Source organism: Paenibacillus tianjinensis (assembly GCF_017086365.1).
Classification (GTDB): domain Bacteria; phylum Bacillota; class Bacilli; order Paenibacillales; family Paenibacillaceae; genus Paenibacillus_AQ; species Paenibacillus_AQ tianjinensis.
This window is the reverse complement of the sequence record NZ_CP070969.1, coordinates 3,810,242-3,824,527: the sequence shown is the minus strand read 5'-3', so window position 1 is coordinate 3,824,527 and position 14,286 is coordinate 3,810,242. Positions and strand designations below refer to the sequence as shown.

Annotated in this window: 18 protein-coding genes; 13 read left to right on the top strand and 5 right to left on the bottom strand. The window is 46.4% G+C overall.

The features are described 5' to 3' along the window. The first annotated feature begins 91 nt into the window (after positions 1-91). From JRJ22_RS17405 to JRJ22_RS17390, 4 genes are all read left to right on the top strand, one after another. A complete protein-coding gene (locus JRJ22_RS17405; RefSeq protein WP_206100720.1) occupies positions 92-1,045 on the top strand; it encodes an MBL fold metallo-hydrolase in 954 nt (317 codons plus the stop codon). Continuing rightward, the gene (locus tag JRJ22_RS17400) at positions 1,038-1,880 is read left to right on the top strand and encodes a GNAT family N-acetyltransferase (protein WP_206100719.1); all 843 of its coding nucleotides are present in this window, start codon (positions 1,038-1,040) and stop codon (positions 1,878-1,880) included. Before JRJ22_RS17405 ends, JRJ22_RS17400 begins: the two co-directional genes overlap by 8 nt. Positions 1,881-2,028: 148 nt before the next feature. Further along, positions 2,029-2,352, top strand: a complete 324-nt coding sequence (locus tag JRJ22_RS17395) for a hypothetical protein (RefSeq protein ID WP_206100718.1) — start codon at positions 2,029-2,031, stop codon at positions 2,350-2,352. A gap of 148 nt (positions 2,353-2,500) precedes the next feature. Beyond that, complete coding sequence (locus JRJ22_RS17390) at positions 2,501-3,340, top strand: alpha/beta hydrolase (protein ID WP_206100717.1); 840 nt, start codon at positions 2,501-2,503, stop codon at positions 3,338-3,340. Positions 3,341-3,430: 90 nt separating this feature from the next. Here the strand turns inward: JRJ22_RS17390 and JRJ22_RS17385 are convergent, their stop codons facing one another. After that, the gene (locus JRJ22_RS17385) at positions 3,431-3,859 is read right to left on the bottom strand and encodes a PH domain-containing protein (RefSeq protein WP_206100716.1); all 429 of its coding nucleotides are present in this window, start codon (positions 3,857-3,859) and stop codon (positions 3,431-3,433) included. 264 nt (positions 3,860-4,123) lie between these two features. On the opposite strand from JRJ22_RS17385, the gene JRJ22_RS17380 reads away from it, so the two are divergent. After that, a complete protein-coding gene (locus JRJ22_RS17380) occupies positions 4,124-4,321 on the top strand; it encodes a hypothetical protein (protein WP_206105360.1) in 198 nt (65 codons plus the stop codon). Positions 4,322-4,424: 103 nt separating this feature from the next. Here JRJ22_RS17380 and JRJ22_RS17375 read toward each other — a convergent pair whose 3' ends face one another. Continuing rightward, positions 4,425-4,778, bottom strand: a complete 354-nt coding sequence (locus JRJ22_RS17375; RefSeq protein WP_232380874.1) for a hypothetical protein — start codon at positions 4,776-4,778, stop codon at positions 4,425-4,427. A 236-nt stretch (positions 4,779-5,014) separates the two neighbouring features. On the opposite strand from JRJ22_RS17375, the gene JRJ22_RS17370 reads away from it, so the two are divergent. From JRJ22_RS17370 to JRJ22_RS17360, 3 genes are read left to right on the top strand one after another with little or no spacing between them, the layout of a single operon-like run. Continuing rightward, entirely contained in the window at positions 5,015-6,139 is a 1,125-nt protein-coding gene (locus JRJ22_RS17370) for a copper amine oxidase N-terminal domain-containing protein (protein WP_206100715.1), read from the top strand. A 58-nt stretch (positions 6,140-6,197) separates the two neighbouring features. Further along, positions 6,198-6,749: a hypothetical protein gene (locus JRJ22_RS17365; protein WP_206100714.1), complete on the top strand. Its 552-nt coding sequence runs from the start codon at positions 6,198-6,200 to the stop codon at positions 6,747-6,749. Continuing rightward, positions 6,749-7,525: a CPBP family intramembrane glutamic endopeptidase gene (locus JRJ22_RS17360; protein ID WP_206100713.1), complete on the top strand. Its 777-nt coding sequence runs from the start codon at positions 6,749-6,751 to the stop codon at positions 7,523-7,525. Before JRJ22_RS17365 ends, JRJ22_RS17360 begins: the two co-directional genes overlap by 1 nt. Before the next feature lie 685 nt (positions 7,526-8,210). Here the strand turns inward: JRJ22_RS17360 and JRJ22_RS17355 are convergent. Beyond that, positions 8,211-9,164 carry a serine hydrolase domain-containing protein gene (locus tag JRJ22_RS17355; RefSeq protein ID WP_206100712.1) on the bottom strand — a complete coding sequence of 318 codons (954 nt, stop codon included), beginning with the start codon at positions 9,162-9,164 and terminating at the stop codon, positions 8,211-8,213. Positions 9,165-9,488: 324 nt separating this feature from the next. On the opposite strand from JRJ22_RS17355, the gene JRJ22_RS17350 reads away from it, so the two are divergent. The 5 genes from JRJ22_RS17350 to JRJ22_RS17330 all read left to right on the top strand — a co-directional run bounded on the left by JRJ22_RS17350 (position 9,489) and on the right by JRJ22_RS17330 (position 12,051). Beyond that, positions 9,489-10,142: a class I SAM-dependent methyltransferase gene (locus tag JRJ22_RS17350; RefSeq protein ID WP_206100711.1), complete on the top strand. Its 654-nt coding sequence runs from the start codon at positions 9,489-9,491 to the stop codon at positions 10,140-10,142. A 173-nt stretch (positions 10,143-10,315) separates the two neighbouring features. Then, positions 10,316-10,879: a polymer-forming cytoskeletal protein gene (locus tag JRJ22_RS17345; RefSeq protein WP_206100710.1), complete on the top strand. Its 564-nt coding sequence runs from the start codon at positions 10,316-10,318 to the stop codon at positions 10,877-10,879. Positions 10,880-11,025: 146 nt separating this feature from the next. Then, positions 11,026-11,445, top strand: coding sequence for a YhfM domain-containing protein (locus JRJ22_RS17340; RefSeq protein ID WP_206100709.1), 420 nt, complete (start codon positions 11,026-11,028; stop codon positions 11,443-11,445). A 21-nt stretch (positions 11,446-11,466) separates the two neighbouring features. Next, positions 11,467-11,901: a GNAT family N-acetyltransferase gene (locus JRJ22_RS17335; protein WP_206100708.1), complete on the top strand. Its 435-nt coding sequence runs from the start codon at positions 11,467-11,469 to the stop codon at positions 11,899-11,901. 12 nt (positions 11,902-11,913) lie between these two features. After that, positions 11,914-12,051 (top strand): VOC family protein, encoded by a 138-nt coding sequence (locus tag JRJ22_RS17330; RefSeq protein ID WP_206100707.1) that lies wholly within the window; start codon positions 11,914-11,916, stop codon positions 12,049-12,051. 2 nt (positions 12,052-12,053) lie between these two features. Here JRJ22_RS17330 and JRJ22_RS17325 read toward each other — a convergent pair whose 3' ends face one another. Continuing rightward, complete coding sequence (locus JRJ22_RS17325) at positions 12,054-12,974, bottom strand: DMT family transporter (protein ID WP_206100706.1); 921 nt, start codon at positions 12,972-12,974, stop codon at positions 12,054-12,056. Beyond that, on the bottom strand, positions 12,971-13,822 hold the full coding sequence (locus JRJ22_RS17320; protein WP_206100705.1) for an AraC family ligand binding domain-containing protein: 852 nt from the start codon (positions 13,820-13,822) through the stop codon (positions 12,971-12,973). The genes JRJ22_RS17325 and JRJ22_RS17320 overlap by 4 nt, the downstream gene beginning before the upstream one ends. Positions 13,823-14,286: the final 464 nt, after the last annotated feature.

Sequence of the window (14,286 nt, the reverse complement as noted above, 5' to 3'; positions counted from 1 at the left end):
ACTCTTTGAACTGTGAACAATCTAATGCTCAATAGTTTCCAGTTTATAGTATAATGGCAGTTAATTTTATTGTCACATTGGGGGAATGAGATTGAACAAATTCTTCACCTTGCATTCAGTAGCTTCAGGCGTGTGGGCGGCAATTGTTATTCCGGGCAGCGGAGCGTTGGGGAATGCTGCGGTAGTTGATTTAGGTGATATTACAGTTGTAGTAGATACGTTCTGTCTTCCCGAAGCGGCTGGGATATTGCGGGAATCTGCCCTGGAGCTGACCGGGAAACCGGTGAAGTACATAGTCAATACGCATTTTCATGGAGATCATCATTACGGGAATCAGATGTTTGCGGACAGTCTGATCATCACTACTGACCTTACCCGGGAGATTCTGACTAAAGAGGGTGCTCCGGAAGTGGAAGTGTGGCAGGAAGGATTGCAGAAACAAATCGAGGGATTAACGAAAGGCATGCATGCGGCACAAGACCTCAGGCTGCAATCTGCATTTGCCTATGAAATTGCGGATAAAGCTGCACTGCTGGCGGCCGTTCCCGGCATCCGTAGAAGGACCGCGGCACTAACCTTTTCAGACAAGCTAATGATTCATGGGACTGCGCGTTCGCTGACTCTCCTGACCTTTGGCGGCGGGCATACGGATAGTGATGCCTTTGTATACATTGAAGATGCAAAGGTGCTGATCGCCGGAGATCTGGTACTAAGTAAATCACATCCGGCTATGCTTAGCGGGTTCCCGGCCGCATGGATAGAGATTCTGCAGCGGATCGGACAAGAGCTTGATTTCAGTCTGGTGATTCCCGGCCACGGGGAAGTTACAGACCACAGCAGCATTGGTGAGATGATCAGTTATCTTACTGAAATTCAAATCTATGCAGAACAAGCCGCAGCAAGCGGAGAATCAGCTGATTTCTGGATGGCTCGGGGTATACCTATACCTTTTGCTGAGTGGCAGATGTCTCATGTCTTTGAATGGAATTTCCGTTGGCTGTATAAACAATTTGTTAACGAAAAGCGAGGAGAAGGCAATGATTGAACTGAAAAGCAGGGACTATTACCTGGCCTTACCGGTGCTGGATCAAGTAAAAATAAACACGTTATTCGCCAGAAGCGTCCTGGAGCAGAATATTGGCGGGAAGGTGTTTGCGGATTGTGCAGACAGTCCCCGCGCTTTTTATGTGGTTCATTCTTATGGCATGTCACTTTTATTTGGAGAAAGAGGCGATGAAACCTTTGAACGCTCGCTCTTTGATTACGTGACCAATAAATCCGAAACCAGACGGGCGGCGGAGTGGCTGCAGGCAGATCCGGCAGGAGACTGGACCAGCTTAATCGATTCTATCCGGATTATGCATAATGGTATGCTTGACAACGGATCTGACTTGCCGGAGGGCAATAACTCCCGGGCCATTCAGCTGAATACAAGGGTTAATTTCCGCTTCGACCGGCAGGCTTACCTTACTGCCAGGGAGCAGTTTTTTAAGCAGGATGAATTGATCGTACAGACCACCAAAGAGCAGTTTGGCGCGCTGGCAGAAGGTGTGGTGCCCCGTTTTTTCTGGCGGGATGCGGCACATTTTGAAGCGGAGGGGATAGGATACACTTTGCTGCGGGGCGGCGAAATAGCCGCGACTGCGTTCTCAGCCTGCTGCGCACAGAATCAGCTGGAGATTGGCATTGAGACGGCACAAAAGTACCGGGGAAAAGGTTACGCGTTCTCCGTCAGCTCGGCCATGATTGATTACTGCCTGGAACGCAGGCTGGAACCGGTCTGGGCCTGCCGTTTAGAGAATGAAGGATCGTATTATCTCGCGCAGAAGCTGGGCTTTGTCCCGGTACTCAATCTTCCGTATTATCGGTTAGCCTATTAAAAATGCGGGGAGGAGGGTTAGTATATGCCCAGGATTTCACTTCTTCGGCTGTGGAGTCCAAATCATAACCGAAGGGCATACTGCAAATACATCCGGGGAAGCCCCGTTCAGAGCTATTCTTGAAGATTCAAAAGTCAGCATCCCTTATGTGAAATTAGGTGAGTCTGTTCAAATTCAGCTGGAGAAGGGGGCTCCTGCCGTATATGAACTGAGTGATGTGCTGCTGAGTGAAAACGGCGGCTATATATACAGAATGCCGGAAGACAAGCCGATAGTCATGGAATTTAGCAGCGGATCAGGTTCTTTTGTACTTAAAGAGAATATGGCAGCTTTTTTAAGCTCAAATACCAAGGACTATGAGCCCGGTGCCACCATTCGCGGATTCAAGCTCACGAAGCAGGGTGGCGGGGAGAAGCAGGAATATTATTTTGTGCTCAGAACTGACGCAGGGTCAGTCAGCCAGAGGCTATAGATGTGCTATTGAAGAAGGATGAATCAGCTAATCTACAAGTACAAGGACGCTGCCGGGCGTTCTTTTTTTTTTTTATTGAAAATATTATAGACAATGATTATCATTATCAATAGTTCGAAAACAGTTAGCGGATATGGAGGAGACTTCAATGGACCGGATAGAAGCGCTGAATATAAACGATACCGGAAGCAGAGAACCGATTCTGCATCAGGGCTGTGAAGAATATGTAATAACTGCGGGTGAGCGTAAGCTGGAGTACCGGATTTTGCTCTCGCACCCTTCCGGCGAAGCCCCGCCGGAAGGGTATCCGGTTATCTATGCCCTGGATGGCAACGCCGTATTTCATACCCTGGCTGAAGCTGCCCGGCTGCAGACACGTAAGCCGCACGGCTTTGATCCGGTGGTCATTGTCGCCATCGGCTACCCGTCAGATGAGCCCTTTGACATGACAAGACGCTGTTATGATTTCACTATACCGGTGCTCGAGCAGACCCTGCCGAAACGTCCGGATGGCAGTAACTGGCCTGAGCATGGCGGGGCGGACAGCTTCCTGGATGTCCTGCAGGATGAGATCATGCCGATGATCTCAAGTCTATTTCCGGTAGACGTCAGCCGTCAGGCCTTGTTCGGCCATTCCTTAGGCGGGCTGTTCGTTCTGCATGCGTTATTTACCAGACCAGAGCTGTTTACGCACTATGCAGCAGGCAGCCCCTCGGTCTGGTGGGGGGACTACTCCGTATTGGCTGAGCAGGAACGTTTCTCCGCAGACTACCCTCAGCGGCAACTGCAGCGGAAGCTGCTTATTACCATCGGTGCTGAAGAGCTAGACCACATGGTTCAGGATGCAGAGAAGCTGGCGTTGCTGCTAGAGCCGCTATCGGAGCAGGGACTGCAGGTCAATCTGGCCAAGTTTCCGGAGGAAAGCCATGTCAGTGTCCTGCCGGCTGCGCTCAGCCGCCTGCTGAAATTCGCACTGGAGAAGAAGTAAGAGTTCATTGCACAAGAGAATGTACAGTATAAACACAAAGTCCCCTGCCGGAAACACAGGGGACTTTGCTGCATAGTGAAACCATTTTAATCAACCGTTCAGGCGCTTGTGGTTCTCATGCGCGATGCTGATGAGTGCGGTGTACAAAGGCTGTACATTGAATTTTTTGGAAAATTCAAATTTATAGACGGCCGTCTGCAGATTATTCGTTTTATGATACGGGGAGGTAATATAATGCAGATTGATTTCACAATCATCAAAACCGGTGCCGCCAGTCTCCATAGTGACTTCAAATATAGAGCTGAGGTGGATTGACGCCACGCGCGTTTTCTTGCCGGTGACACCTTGATGATCAATCAGAATTAAACGTTCATCCGTAATAATAAAAGCATCGCGGATCAGTTTGAAGCCTGAACGGATTTGTTCTTCAGGCATTAGATATGCCCCATACTGGTTCTTCAGCTCCGGAAGGGTCACCTCCGAATAATTGCCAAGTAAACCGCCGAACAAGTTAGCCATTTTATTCCCTCCTGAGTTCCACATACTGATGTGGATGTATTGTTGCTTTATTAATCTCTGTTAATATTCTCCAAAAACCGACATAATCCTGCTGTACTATAATGCTAAACTTATCTCAATAACTTTAAGCGTGGGATTAGAATGCCGGATATTCACGAAGAGGCAGACTGCTGCTGGTGATGGAATTGTTCAGGCGCAGGTTTTTGTGCCTTTTTCATTCTGCTTAAGTATATAAATTGAATGCATGGTGAAAAATATGGAAGAATGATAAAGAAGGGAGTGGCAAAGCTGGATATTACAATGGGATCAGATGAGGTCATTAACCGGATCAAGCAGCTCCAATCGGGTGGGGGAACGGTCAATAAGAAGCAGGTTAAGCAGCAGGATCCGGAATTAATGCGGAGCGCACTGTATTATTTTCCAAGCTGGGAACATGCTGTGAAGAACGCGGGACTGCTATAAGCAGCCCGCTAATACAAAGAGCCGGGAATCTGCAGAATTTAGGGTCTGCAAATCGCGGCTCTTTGTGCTGTCAATCAGCTTCGTGAATAGGTATTCCGGACAGTCACGATTTTTGAACGATCGTTTGGCGTTCGATCGCTTTTTGATTTAAATGAAGCTGGTTCATATAATCGTTGATTTTTAGCTGCAGCTTGTGGAGAATCTCGATCTGCATCTCATTGATCCGGTCTTCAATACAAAAGGCTGAACAGGAGAGCTGGCCAGCCGTATATGACTTGGATTCATCCACCACGGTATTGAGCTTCTCTTTATAAATTCGCTTTACCGGGCCATCCTCGCCTTTAATCTCGTAATAGCGGTTCGTCTCCAGCAGCAGTCTCCAATGACTTACCTTGACGTCAAATTCATCTTTTTCAATAGCCGCGGATACTTTCACAATTCTGATGTGACTGTCCATGGTGATAGATCCTCCTACAAACCCATAATATTAATGGGTTTTAATTTCGTGGTAAAGCCATTAGCGATTATATCATGTCAGTCAAGGTATTCCCACTGGAAGTTATGGTAAGATAGTTCAATCGGACTAAGTCTTAATACCCCCGAATGTTAAATAATGGGACTGCAACTTTTTTCTATTTTTTGAGTCCAATAAATGTATGAAAACAGGAAATAAGAGGAAGGGGTTGATCGTTCATGCGAAAAATATGGCTTGTTTTACCTTTGCTGGCCTTTTCACTGATTTTTGCTTCGGTCTCGTCTGCTGCTTCGAACGCTTATTTCAGCTATACATTGGAAAATGGGGGGTATGCTACCGGACCAGCACTGCTAAAGGATGGTACTGTTTATGCCCGGGCTACTTTTTTGGAATCGGCTGGCCTGCAGGTTACCTGGAATAAGTCCCACCGTCAGGCTACTTATACCGGATGGGAGAAGTCGGTAGTGATCACAGTAGGCAGCAAGACGGGGAAGCTGGACGAGAAAACTGTACAACTGGGCGGAACGCCTTTTGTATACAAGGATGAATTATATCTTCCTGCCCGGTTTATGGTCTATGCTCTGGGAGGCGAATCGGTAAGCTGGAATGCCAAAAGTGCAGTTTATACCGCTAAAGGTATTCAGACCTTCGCCAGTACCAATGCTTCCTATGCGGGTGTGAACTATACGGTTGATAAACAAACAGGGAAGCTATATGCTTCTACTCCCGCGGGTCGGCCCCGGCTGATTGCCAATCTGGGCTCAGAGCTATATGACATGGTTACTTTCGATTTTCAAAAGACAGCCGGAGGCTTAATATATCTGACCATATCAGATATTTACGGAGAGCCGCATATCAACAATAAATGGTATACGCTGATTATTAAGGACGGTATGGTGATCCGGCAGGCAAGCGTGGGGTACTGGATCCGGTTCGGAGATAATGTGAACATGTATGGAAACAAACTGATTCTGACGGATGGCAAGACTCTGCGGATAATCGAAGATGGGACAGGCAAAGTAGCAGAGACGATGGATTTAACCAAGCTTGGCGGTGTAGACGATAAGTATCTGATTGAAGGAATGGATGAGGATTTCCTGCTGATTCGTCCTAATCAAAAAGGCCTGCTTACCCTGATCGACCGCAAGACTGGCGCCAAAACATTGTTGTACAAAGCATTACTGGATGCAGACCAGCAACTTTATGCTGAAACGAATGATATTCCTTTCTATGGGGATCAGCTTGAATTTGTTGAACGCAAAGGCAATCTGCTGTTGTTCAAGAACCAGGCAGTCCGCGACGGCCGGATCTACGAATATGATCTTTCCAAGACTCAGCCTTAGGCTGAGTTTTTTACAGGCATGGTAGAGATAGAACCTTTATAGAAAGGTGGTATTCCAATTGGATTATTTATATCATTACTATGAGAAGGCAATCGGACCTTTTCGAAATCTGTCAGATCTGCCGGCGGATGAGGCCGCAGAGGTTCTTGACTCGATTAAACACAATAAGGATGTTATGGCGGGGCGCAGAGCTGCAGGATATATGAAAAGAAGATACGAGCTGGAGCAGCTGGCCAGAGCGATGTTCATTGCCAAAGGAGGGCAGCCGGTCAGAAAAGTCCCGCATTATATGGTAGTCGGCGAATGTGAATGGCTGAATAGCTGGTATGAGGAAGGCGCAGCAGTGAAAATCCATATCTCCAGTTTTAACACCGATACTTTATCCTTCTCGTATGGAGATTTATTTCCGACCTTCAGCCCGAAGGTAGACGACGGCAAGGAGTATCGCGGAAATATTTATACATATAAAGAAATGGTACAGCTTATACATAAATATGGTCTGCCTCAGGTCTGGAACAAAGAAGGTACAAAGGGTCCGGAAAGGTATATTGAAGTGCAGGTCTGGGACGATGAACCTCTGCAAATAAGTAGAATTAAAGGAGAGAAGTAATGACAAACACCCGTAAAAAGAGTCATCCCGTTATATTCTCGCTTATGCTTGGTATCCTGCTGACGTTATTGATTTCCATAGCTTCGGCAGCCGCAAGCATTATGGAATTAAGTGACAACGGGATATTGGTTGCCCAGGCCGGAGCCTTTCTAGTCATGGCTGTGATCGTTACCGTATACATGACCAGAGGCAGCAGGAGCTTAGCACAGTTCGGGTTCAAGCCGCTGGAGGGAGCCTCTTCCAAAGATGCACTCTACTATCTCCCCCTGCTGATCATTGCCTTGGTTCAGCCGTTTATAGGCGGTATAAACGTGAAGCTGACCACAGCTGAGGTATTGTTCTACCTGGTGTTCACTCTGCTGGTTGGTTTTACGGAGGAATCGGTATTCAGAGGTATTATCAGAGACAAGCTAAAGTTCAAAGGCTCCGTATTCTACATCGTGTTTTCGTCGATCTTCTTTGGAATCTTACATATGTCTAATGCTTTAAACGGAAACGACCTTGCACATGTTCTGATGCAGGTTATCAATGCGTTGCTGCTCGGCTGTATTCTCGCCCTGCTGATTGAAACAACGGGCAATATTATTCCGCTGATTGCTTTTCATTTTGTGTATGATGCCTTAGCGTTTATGACAAAGGAGAATTCGGACAAAGAACTCCTGGCCGTTATTATATTAAACCTCTTATATCTGGTGTATGGCATTTACCTGGTTTACAATTTGCGGAGACGTAAGAAGCTGAATACAGCTCCGGGGAATAGGATTCATGCAACATAAAATTTTAGCTGACATAACCGTGTTAAAGCTGAAAATAAAAGTGGAGCACCATTTGCGGCTTAATATTTTTTTACATTGTAAATTGCACGTAAAACCACAAAAAAAGGAGCAATTCTTAGGCTATGGCGGCCATATCTCCGGGAATAGGCTTTTCCAGGAAATACGACAAAATATGAAAAATTATGAATGTTTAAAATCCAGCGGTTATGCGCTAAGATAGTGTCATCACCAACAAGTAGCTGCAACACATGTTTTTTAGAAGCTTACTTGCAGGTGATTAATTGAAGGAAGGAGAGATTCCCAAAGAAACCATGAACAAGGAACAAGCTTTTCAGGCAAGACACATCTTGCAGTCGAAGGAGCGTGATTCCGTTGAAGCAGGTTAGCGAAGCGTACAACTGCGGTTGACACAGTAGGGAAAACGTCCGTGAAAACGTTTTTCGTGTAATCGTGTACGCGGGGAACTCATCCCATATGCAGGACATGGAGCAATACTCCGATTACGGAGCGAACGGGAAATACCGAATATGAATTAACAATTACCATGTCAGGGATATGGATTGTTGCTGGAGGAAATGATTGAATTGAATATTGGATTGGACACATAAGTCCCCGTTACCTAGGTTTATAAGGTAGACGGGGATTTATGCATTTTCCGGCTGAATTTTATAGGTGAGGGTCTATCTCAGAGGGATCCTTCACTGAGCAGCGGAGCGATCCATTCGCGGAACACATCTACAGGAGGTTTCTTCTGCTTGCCCTGGTGATCTTGTGTTAGAACAACAACTGTCTCAAGCGCAGGAAGTACATAAACAAATTGCCCACCATACCCTCTGGCGTAATAATAGTGCAATTCAGATCCTGTTGTACCGCCTGCTGCAATAGCATAGCTGCCTGTCCACCAATGCCAGCCGTAGCCGCCGCGCCGGGGAGCTTCCGCCTGTATGGCGGTTTGCGTGGAGCGGGTGATCAGCTCTGAAGGAATCAGCTGCCGCTCCGCCCAATTCCCTTGCTGCAAGTAGAGCTGCCCAAACATCAGCAGATCGGATGGCCGCAGGCGAAGCCCGAATCCTCCGGTATGAATCCCTTGCGGATCCTGCTCCCACTCATACTGCTCAATTCCAAGCGGCCCGAACAGGTGCAACTCAGCAAACCGGGCAGTGGGTATCTCTGTTCCTTGTACCAGAATAGCCGACAGCAGCTGTGAGACACCGGAGTTGTATTCCATATGCTCCCCTGGATTATGCGACAGCTTCTGCTGCAGCACGAAATTCGTCCAGTTCTCTGACCGGGTCATCCGGGGAAAAGAGTTCTGTCCGCCAAATTCAGTCCAGTTGAACCCTGCGGACATCGTTAACAATTGCTCCAGGGTGATTGCTGCCTTACGCTTATCTGTGTCCAGCTGAAGTTGGGGATAGAAATGCGACAGGGGAGTAGAAGGCTGTGGAAGCAAGCCCTGCCCGATAGCGATGCAGATCAGCGCGGATAGAATGCTTTTGGTACAGGAGTTGATTTTGGCAATCTGGGTAACAGTGTGAGGCTCTCTATATTGTTCATATATAAGCCGGCCTTCCCGGCTGATCAGACAGCTGCGTAAATTCTGCGGCGCAAGTGCTGCGGACAGTTGAGATATATTCATTGCGGAATTCCTTTCTTATGCCGTTGGATTGCTGTCTTTTTCGTTTCATTGTACATATCTGATAAAGAGTGTACCAGTCCGCATGGGAAAAAGCGAAATAACAAGGTGAAATACCCCTATCATGATCTGAGTTTGGGGCTGATTAAGGAATATTCAATGATTGTTCCTAAGGCTGAACTGGAAAAGTGGACTAGAAAGAGATGGATTTGGGATAGAACCTTATGTCTCATATGTGACTTAATCAGGCGTCAGTCCGGACGGATAAATGGTATATTTTATCTCTGCATGGATATTATTTACACTGTGGAGAGGAGATCAGAGCTTATGAAAAATGGCAGCTGGGAAGCAATTTATGTGGAGCAGGGAAAAACGCAAATTGATGTATTGGATACAGTAGTAGAGGCTGCGCAGCGATTTACAGACAACGGCTGTACATCTATACTGGATTTGGGCTGCGGCACAGGCCGGCATACGCTTTTTTTGGCTGATCAGGGCTTTCATATACATGCAAGTGATCTCTCCCCTACGGGTGTGCAGCTAACCAGACAGCTTGTGGATCAATGTGGAGCCTATGATGTGGAATACAGTGTGCAGAATATGTACGCGATGACATTGGAGGATCAGAGGTTTGACGGCGTGTTATGTATATGGGTTCAAGGGCACGGAGTCAGGGAAGACATCCGGCAAGGAATCCACGAGATACATCGTGTACTCAAGAAAGGCGGAACGGTAGTAACGGATTTTGTGACGACTGAAGATCCCACTTACGGGATTGGTGAGGAGATCGACAAGAATACATTTGTCGGGGGAAGACCCGGCGAGGAAGATATTCCGCATTATTACACTACGCGTGAAGAACTGGAGACCCTGTTTGCTGAGTTCAGCGAAGTTGAATTAGCGGACAAAGTGTATGAGTTCACAGATATGCACGGTAATGAACATAAAATTGTTGCTATTCTGGTAACAGCAAAGAAATAGTGAATAAAAACGCTGGCATTCAGTCAGTGTCTTTATTTTTTCTGATACGCTGTCAGAAGCCGCTTTTTTTTGCGCTTTCATGTAGTGACACAAATTTGTGAAAAACATCACGTGATATTTTTCAAATTTTAATATATAATATGGTTATTAAAAAGAAATAGGGGGATTTAAAAATGAAATTCGTTAAAGTTTTGCTGGTTGCTGGTGTTTCTGCTGCATTGTTGTCGGGTTGCGGTTCGAATGGTAACAATGAAGGAAATGAAGCGGCTGCTACAGCTACAACTGCTCCTACAGCTGCTGCACAGACAGATGCAGTATCTACAGCATCCATTGTTAAAGAACAAGATCCATTCCTTAAAGCAGTAAGCGCAGAAGGTAACTGGATCGTAGCGATCCTTAATGACCTGACAGTAGATCAGGATGTTGTTGTAGCCGGGGAATTCCATGATAAAGGCGCTGCCGAAAATGCAATTTACCGCAAGCTTGCCCTGTATGCTCAGGATGCTGATCACAAAGTTACAGCCAGCTACACTCTTACTGCACCTAAAGTGACTGTTCAAAGTGAAAACTTCAGAGTGCAAGGCGGAACGATCAAAGGTGACGTTTACGTAGAAGCTAACGGCTTCAACCTGTATAAAGATGCTACAATCGACGGTAACCTGTACTTTGCAAATGCAGATGTACAAGCATCCGCTGTTATGGAAGGTAAAGTGACTGGAGCAACTGAAGTTAAATAATTACTTCACACTCCGCAAGGTAGAATAAATAGAGCCTGCATACTTAATCCCTATACTAGGAGGTTGAGTTAGCAGGCTTTTTTCTTGTCTCTGCAGAAATATATGGAAAGGTTATCCATCAGAGTCCAAGATAAGGAGGAACTAGGGTGCGAATATGGATGTTTCTGCTCTCCTGTATGCTGTTATTTGGAATTCTGGGCTGCAGTGAACCTAAAGTGAGAGAGGTGGATAAGATACGGCTGGAGTGTGTGGATTTATGTACCAGTGATCAGCAATCTACCGTACCCTTTACAGAGAAAACGTATACTGGAGCAGATGAAATTAGAACCTTCGTTAGTGCCATCGATAAGTCGGTCAAAATGAGCGGGGTATTGGATTACGGGACTTATTTTCTGATGTATGTGTCCTATGAAGATGACAGCCAGAAGACTTATGTCTTGAATATTTCTGATTCCGGTCAAAAGGGGATTAGAGGCCTGCTGGTCGATACTGAAGATAGCGGGCAAGGTTATGAGATCCCGGCAGCGATTCATGAGGAACTGAGAGAGCTGATTTACCGGAAATAATACTGAGAAAGGATAATAGATGTGACAATTGTAGTGAGACGAGCCACAGTTGACGATGCCGAAGACCTGGCCAGGCTAAACTTTGAGTTTAACGGCGGGGAGCCACGGCCATGTCAGGATATAATAGCGAGCTTAAGGAGCAATCAGGAATTGGTCGCTGTAGCTCTAATGCTGGATGAAGTTGTAGCATTTGGGTGCGCACAGAGCTACAGGTCTTTCTGTTATCCCGGTGCATACGGGGAGATTACTGAAATGTATGTATCAGAAGTTGGCCGAAGGAAAGGCGCTGCGACAGCGCTGATTGCTTTTTTAGAACAGGAGCTAAGCTATCAAGGTGTCACCAGTGTTAAGATTCTAACCGGCAAAACTAACAATCCGGCGCTGAAGACATACCAAGCAAGTGGCTATATTACAAGTGCTGAAACGGTGTTGCTAAAAGAGGTAAAGAGAGCATGAATAAACTTTATTTTGCCATTACTCGTTCAAGAACTTGGCGACACCATTAACAGCGGCCCCCGGCTGTTTCCGATCAGCCCGACGTATTATGCATTGTATTTCGACGATCCCTGCGGTAATCAATATGAGCTGGTGCACCGGCTGAATTAATATCATTCTTGTACAGCGATCTCCTTGCCGGGGGTCGTTTTTGGTTTGCGCTCAGAGATATAGGATCCGCTTAAGGTGAGCAGGGTGCCAATCAGGATGGCCCAAGTGAGCTTTTCATGCAGAAATAGCGCAGCGGCCGCTACAGTAATGACCGGTACAAGATAGATATACACGCTTGTTCTGACCGCTCCCAAAATACCGACAGCACGGTTCCAAGTCACGAAGCATAACGCTGAAGCTCCCAGACCCAAGTACAGAAGATTCATAAGATTGGCAGACTCGCTTAATCTGTTCAGACTGAACTGGAAATCCATCAGCGGCAGAGCGGGCAGCATCCCGAGCAGGCCATAAAAAAACACTCTACGGGTCGCGCCGATGGTGTTATGCTGCAGTGCACTGATTTTGCGCATCAATACAGAATATATAGCCCAGACCACAGGAGCGAGTAAGGCCAGCAGGTCTCCGAGCGGATTCAGCTCCACGCGGAAGCTTCCGTTCAGTAAGATGCAGACAATGCCGCTCAGCGCAATCAGAAAGCCAGTGATGAATGAGGGGGTTAAACGTTCTTCCTGTAAGCAGAAGTGGACGAGCGCCGCGGTTAGAAACGGAGTGACCGATACAATGACACCGACGTTTGACGCGAGCGTATAGACAAGGGCAATATTCTCGATCAGGAAATATAAGGTGACGCCGCAAAGTCCGGCTGCGATAAACAAAACTTCCTCTTTGAAGGAACACGTCCGGATCCGGCGTGGATGGAGAAGGAACAAGACCAGATAGCCCAGAATAAACCGGAAGAATAAGATTTCAAGCGGAGAAAAGTCAGTCAGCAACAGTTTGGTCGAGATAAAGGTGGTTCCCCAGATCATAATTGTTAGGAAGGCAAGCATATGTCCGGTGGCCGCAGTGTGTTCGTTTTTCATGATGAAGCGACCTCCGATGTTTTCTCTTCCGCCTGTTGTGTAAATATCCGCAGATACTGCTTGGGCGTTAAGCCGATCAATTTTTTGAAGAAATTCGTAAAATGGCTCTGGTCGCTGAACCCGGTCTGCAGGGCGACTTCCATCGGCAAAACCCCTTGCTTCAGCAGCCGTTTGGCGTGGTTAATACGAATCGTCTCCAGATAACGGTACGGGGAGATGCCTTTTTGCTTAGTAAACAACCGCAGCAGGTGATATTTGCTCAGACCTGTCAATTCTGTCTGCTGATTTAGTGTAATATTTTCAGTATAATGACCCTCTATGTATTGGCAGATCATTTTGATTTCTGTCGTAAGCTCCGTAGCGGGAATAGGTGTACCGGCGTCCGAATATTCCCGCAGCAGCTGCTCCAATAGGAACAGGAACAATTCTTCTTTCTGAAAATCCGCCTGTTCGTCCAGAAGCATCTGATGCAGATCATGCAGCGGTGAAGCCAGCTCACTCTGGAAGAGTACCGCCTGTGTGAACCGCGGCAGATAGTCTTTTCCCGTAATCTCTTGCACATACTGGCGCATAATCTCAGGCTGGACATTGATGCAGCGGTAATCCAGGGTTCTTCCATCCACCTGTTCACAGGAATGGGGGTCCTGCGGGTTGAAGATGATTACATCTCCGCTGTTCAGGATATATTCCTCATTGCCGCATAGCAGATATCTTTTACCTTGTTCAATATACCCGATAACGTAATAGTCGTGAAAATGATTGGGGAATTTCTGCATAATTCCTTCAAAACGGTATGCCTCCAGCGTAAGCTCTGTATCAAAAACGACGGTCCGGACTTCACGAGCCAACTGTGTTCACCTTCTTTTCCGATAGTGTATAGCTATTATAATACGAATTTAATGGATGTTCTTGAATGATGTTGCGCTGAAGGGGAGGCGGCATCGTCCGTTATTTACCAGATTATAGTATAATGATGGGAGTTATCGGGATCGTATTGTTTGACAGGAGGAATTATGGAGAATACAACCGTATACAAAGCGAAACGTTCCGCGGAACTATCGCTGCTGATAGGATTAAGTTTGAGTATGGGGTTATGGAGCTATTTTATCATTATCGGCGCTTGGGATTTTCACTTAGCTTTTGCATGCCAGTGACATCAAGACTGTGTTTGTAAAAGGTTATTTCGTGCCTGTCATCGGTATTAGACCTAAGGGGAATTTACTTGTGCCTTACAAGAATTGTTTCCGTTTAGAAAATGATAATTACATAAAAGACCTGACGGAATGGGCGGAGCAAAGGAAAATCAAAGTAT

What these genes read in the sequence shown, in the direction of transcription:
- JRJ22_RS17400 (WP_206100719.1), top strand. Translation starts at nt 1,038, where the DNA reads ATGATTGAACTGAAAAGCAGGGACTATTACCTGGCCTTACCGGTGCTG.
- JRJ22_RS17390 (WP_206100717.1), top strand. Translation starts at nt 2,501, where the DNA reads ATGGACCGGATAGAAGCGCTGAATATAAACGATACCGGAAGCAGAGAA.
- JRJ22_RS17385 (WP_206100716.1), bottom strand. Translation starts at nt 3,859, where the DNA reads ATGGCTAACTTGTTCGGCGGTTTACTTGGCAATTATTCGGAGGTGACC.
- JRJ22_RS17380 (WP_206105360.1), top strand. Translation starts at nt 4,124, where the DNA reads ATGATAAAGAAGGGAGTGGCAAAGCTGGATATTACAATGGGATCAGAT.
- JRJ22_RS17375 (WP_232380874.1), bottom strand. Translation starts at nt 4,778, where the DNA reads ATGGACAGTCACATCAGAATTGTGAAAGTATCCGCGGCTATTGAAAAA.
- JRJ22_RS17370 (WP_206100715.1), top strand. Translation starts at nt 5,015, where the DNA reads ATGCGAAAAATATGGCTTGTTTTACCTTTGCTGGCCTTTTCACTGATT.
- JRJ22_RS17360 (WP_206100713.1), top strand. Translation starts at nt 6,749, where the DNA reads ATGACAAACACCCGTAAAAAGAGTCATCCCGTTATATTCTCGCTTATG.
- JRJ22_RS17355 (WP_206100712.1), bottom strand. Translation starts at nt 9,164, where the DNA reads ATGAATATATCTCAACTGTCCGCAGCACTTGCGCCGCAGAATTTACGC.
- JRJ22_RS17350 (WP_206100711.1), top strand. Translation starts at nt 9,489, where the DNA reads ATGAAAAATGGCAGCTGGGAAGCAATTTATGTGGAGCAGGGAAAAACG.
- JRJ22_RS17345 (WP_206100710.1), top strand. Translation starts at nt 10,316, where the DNA reads ATGAAATTCGTTAAAGTTTTGCTGGTTGCTGGTGTTTCTGCTGCATTG.
- JRJ22_RS17325 (WP_206100706.1), bottom strand. Translation starts at nt 12,974, where the DNA reads ATGAAAAACGAACACACTGCGGCCACCGGACATATGCTTGCCTTCCTA.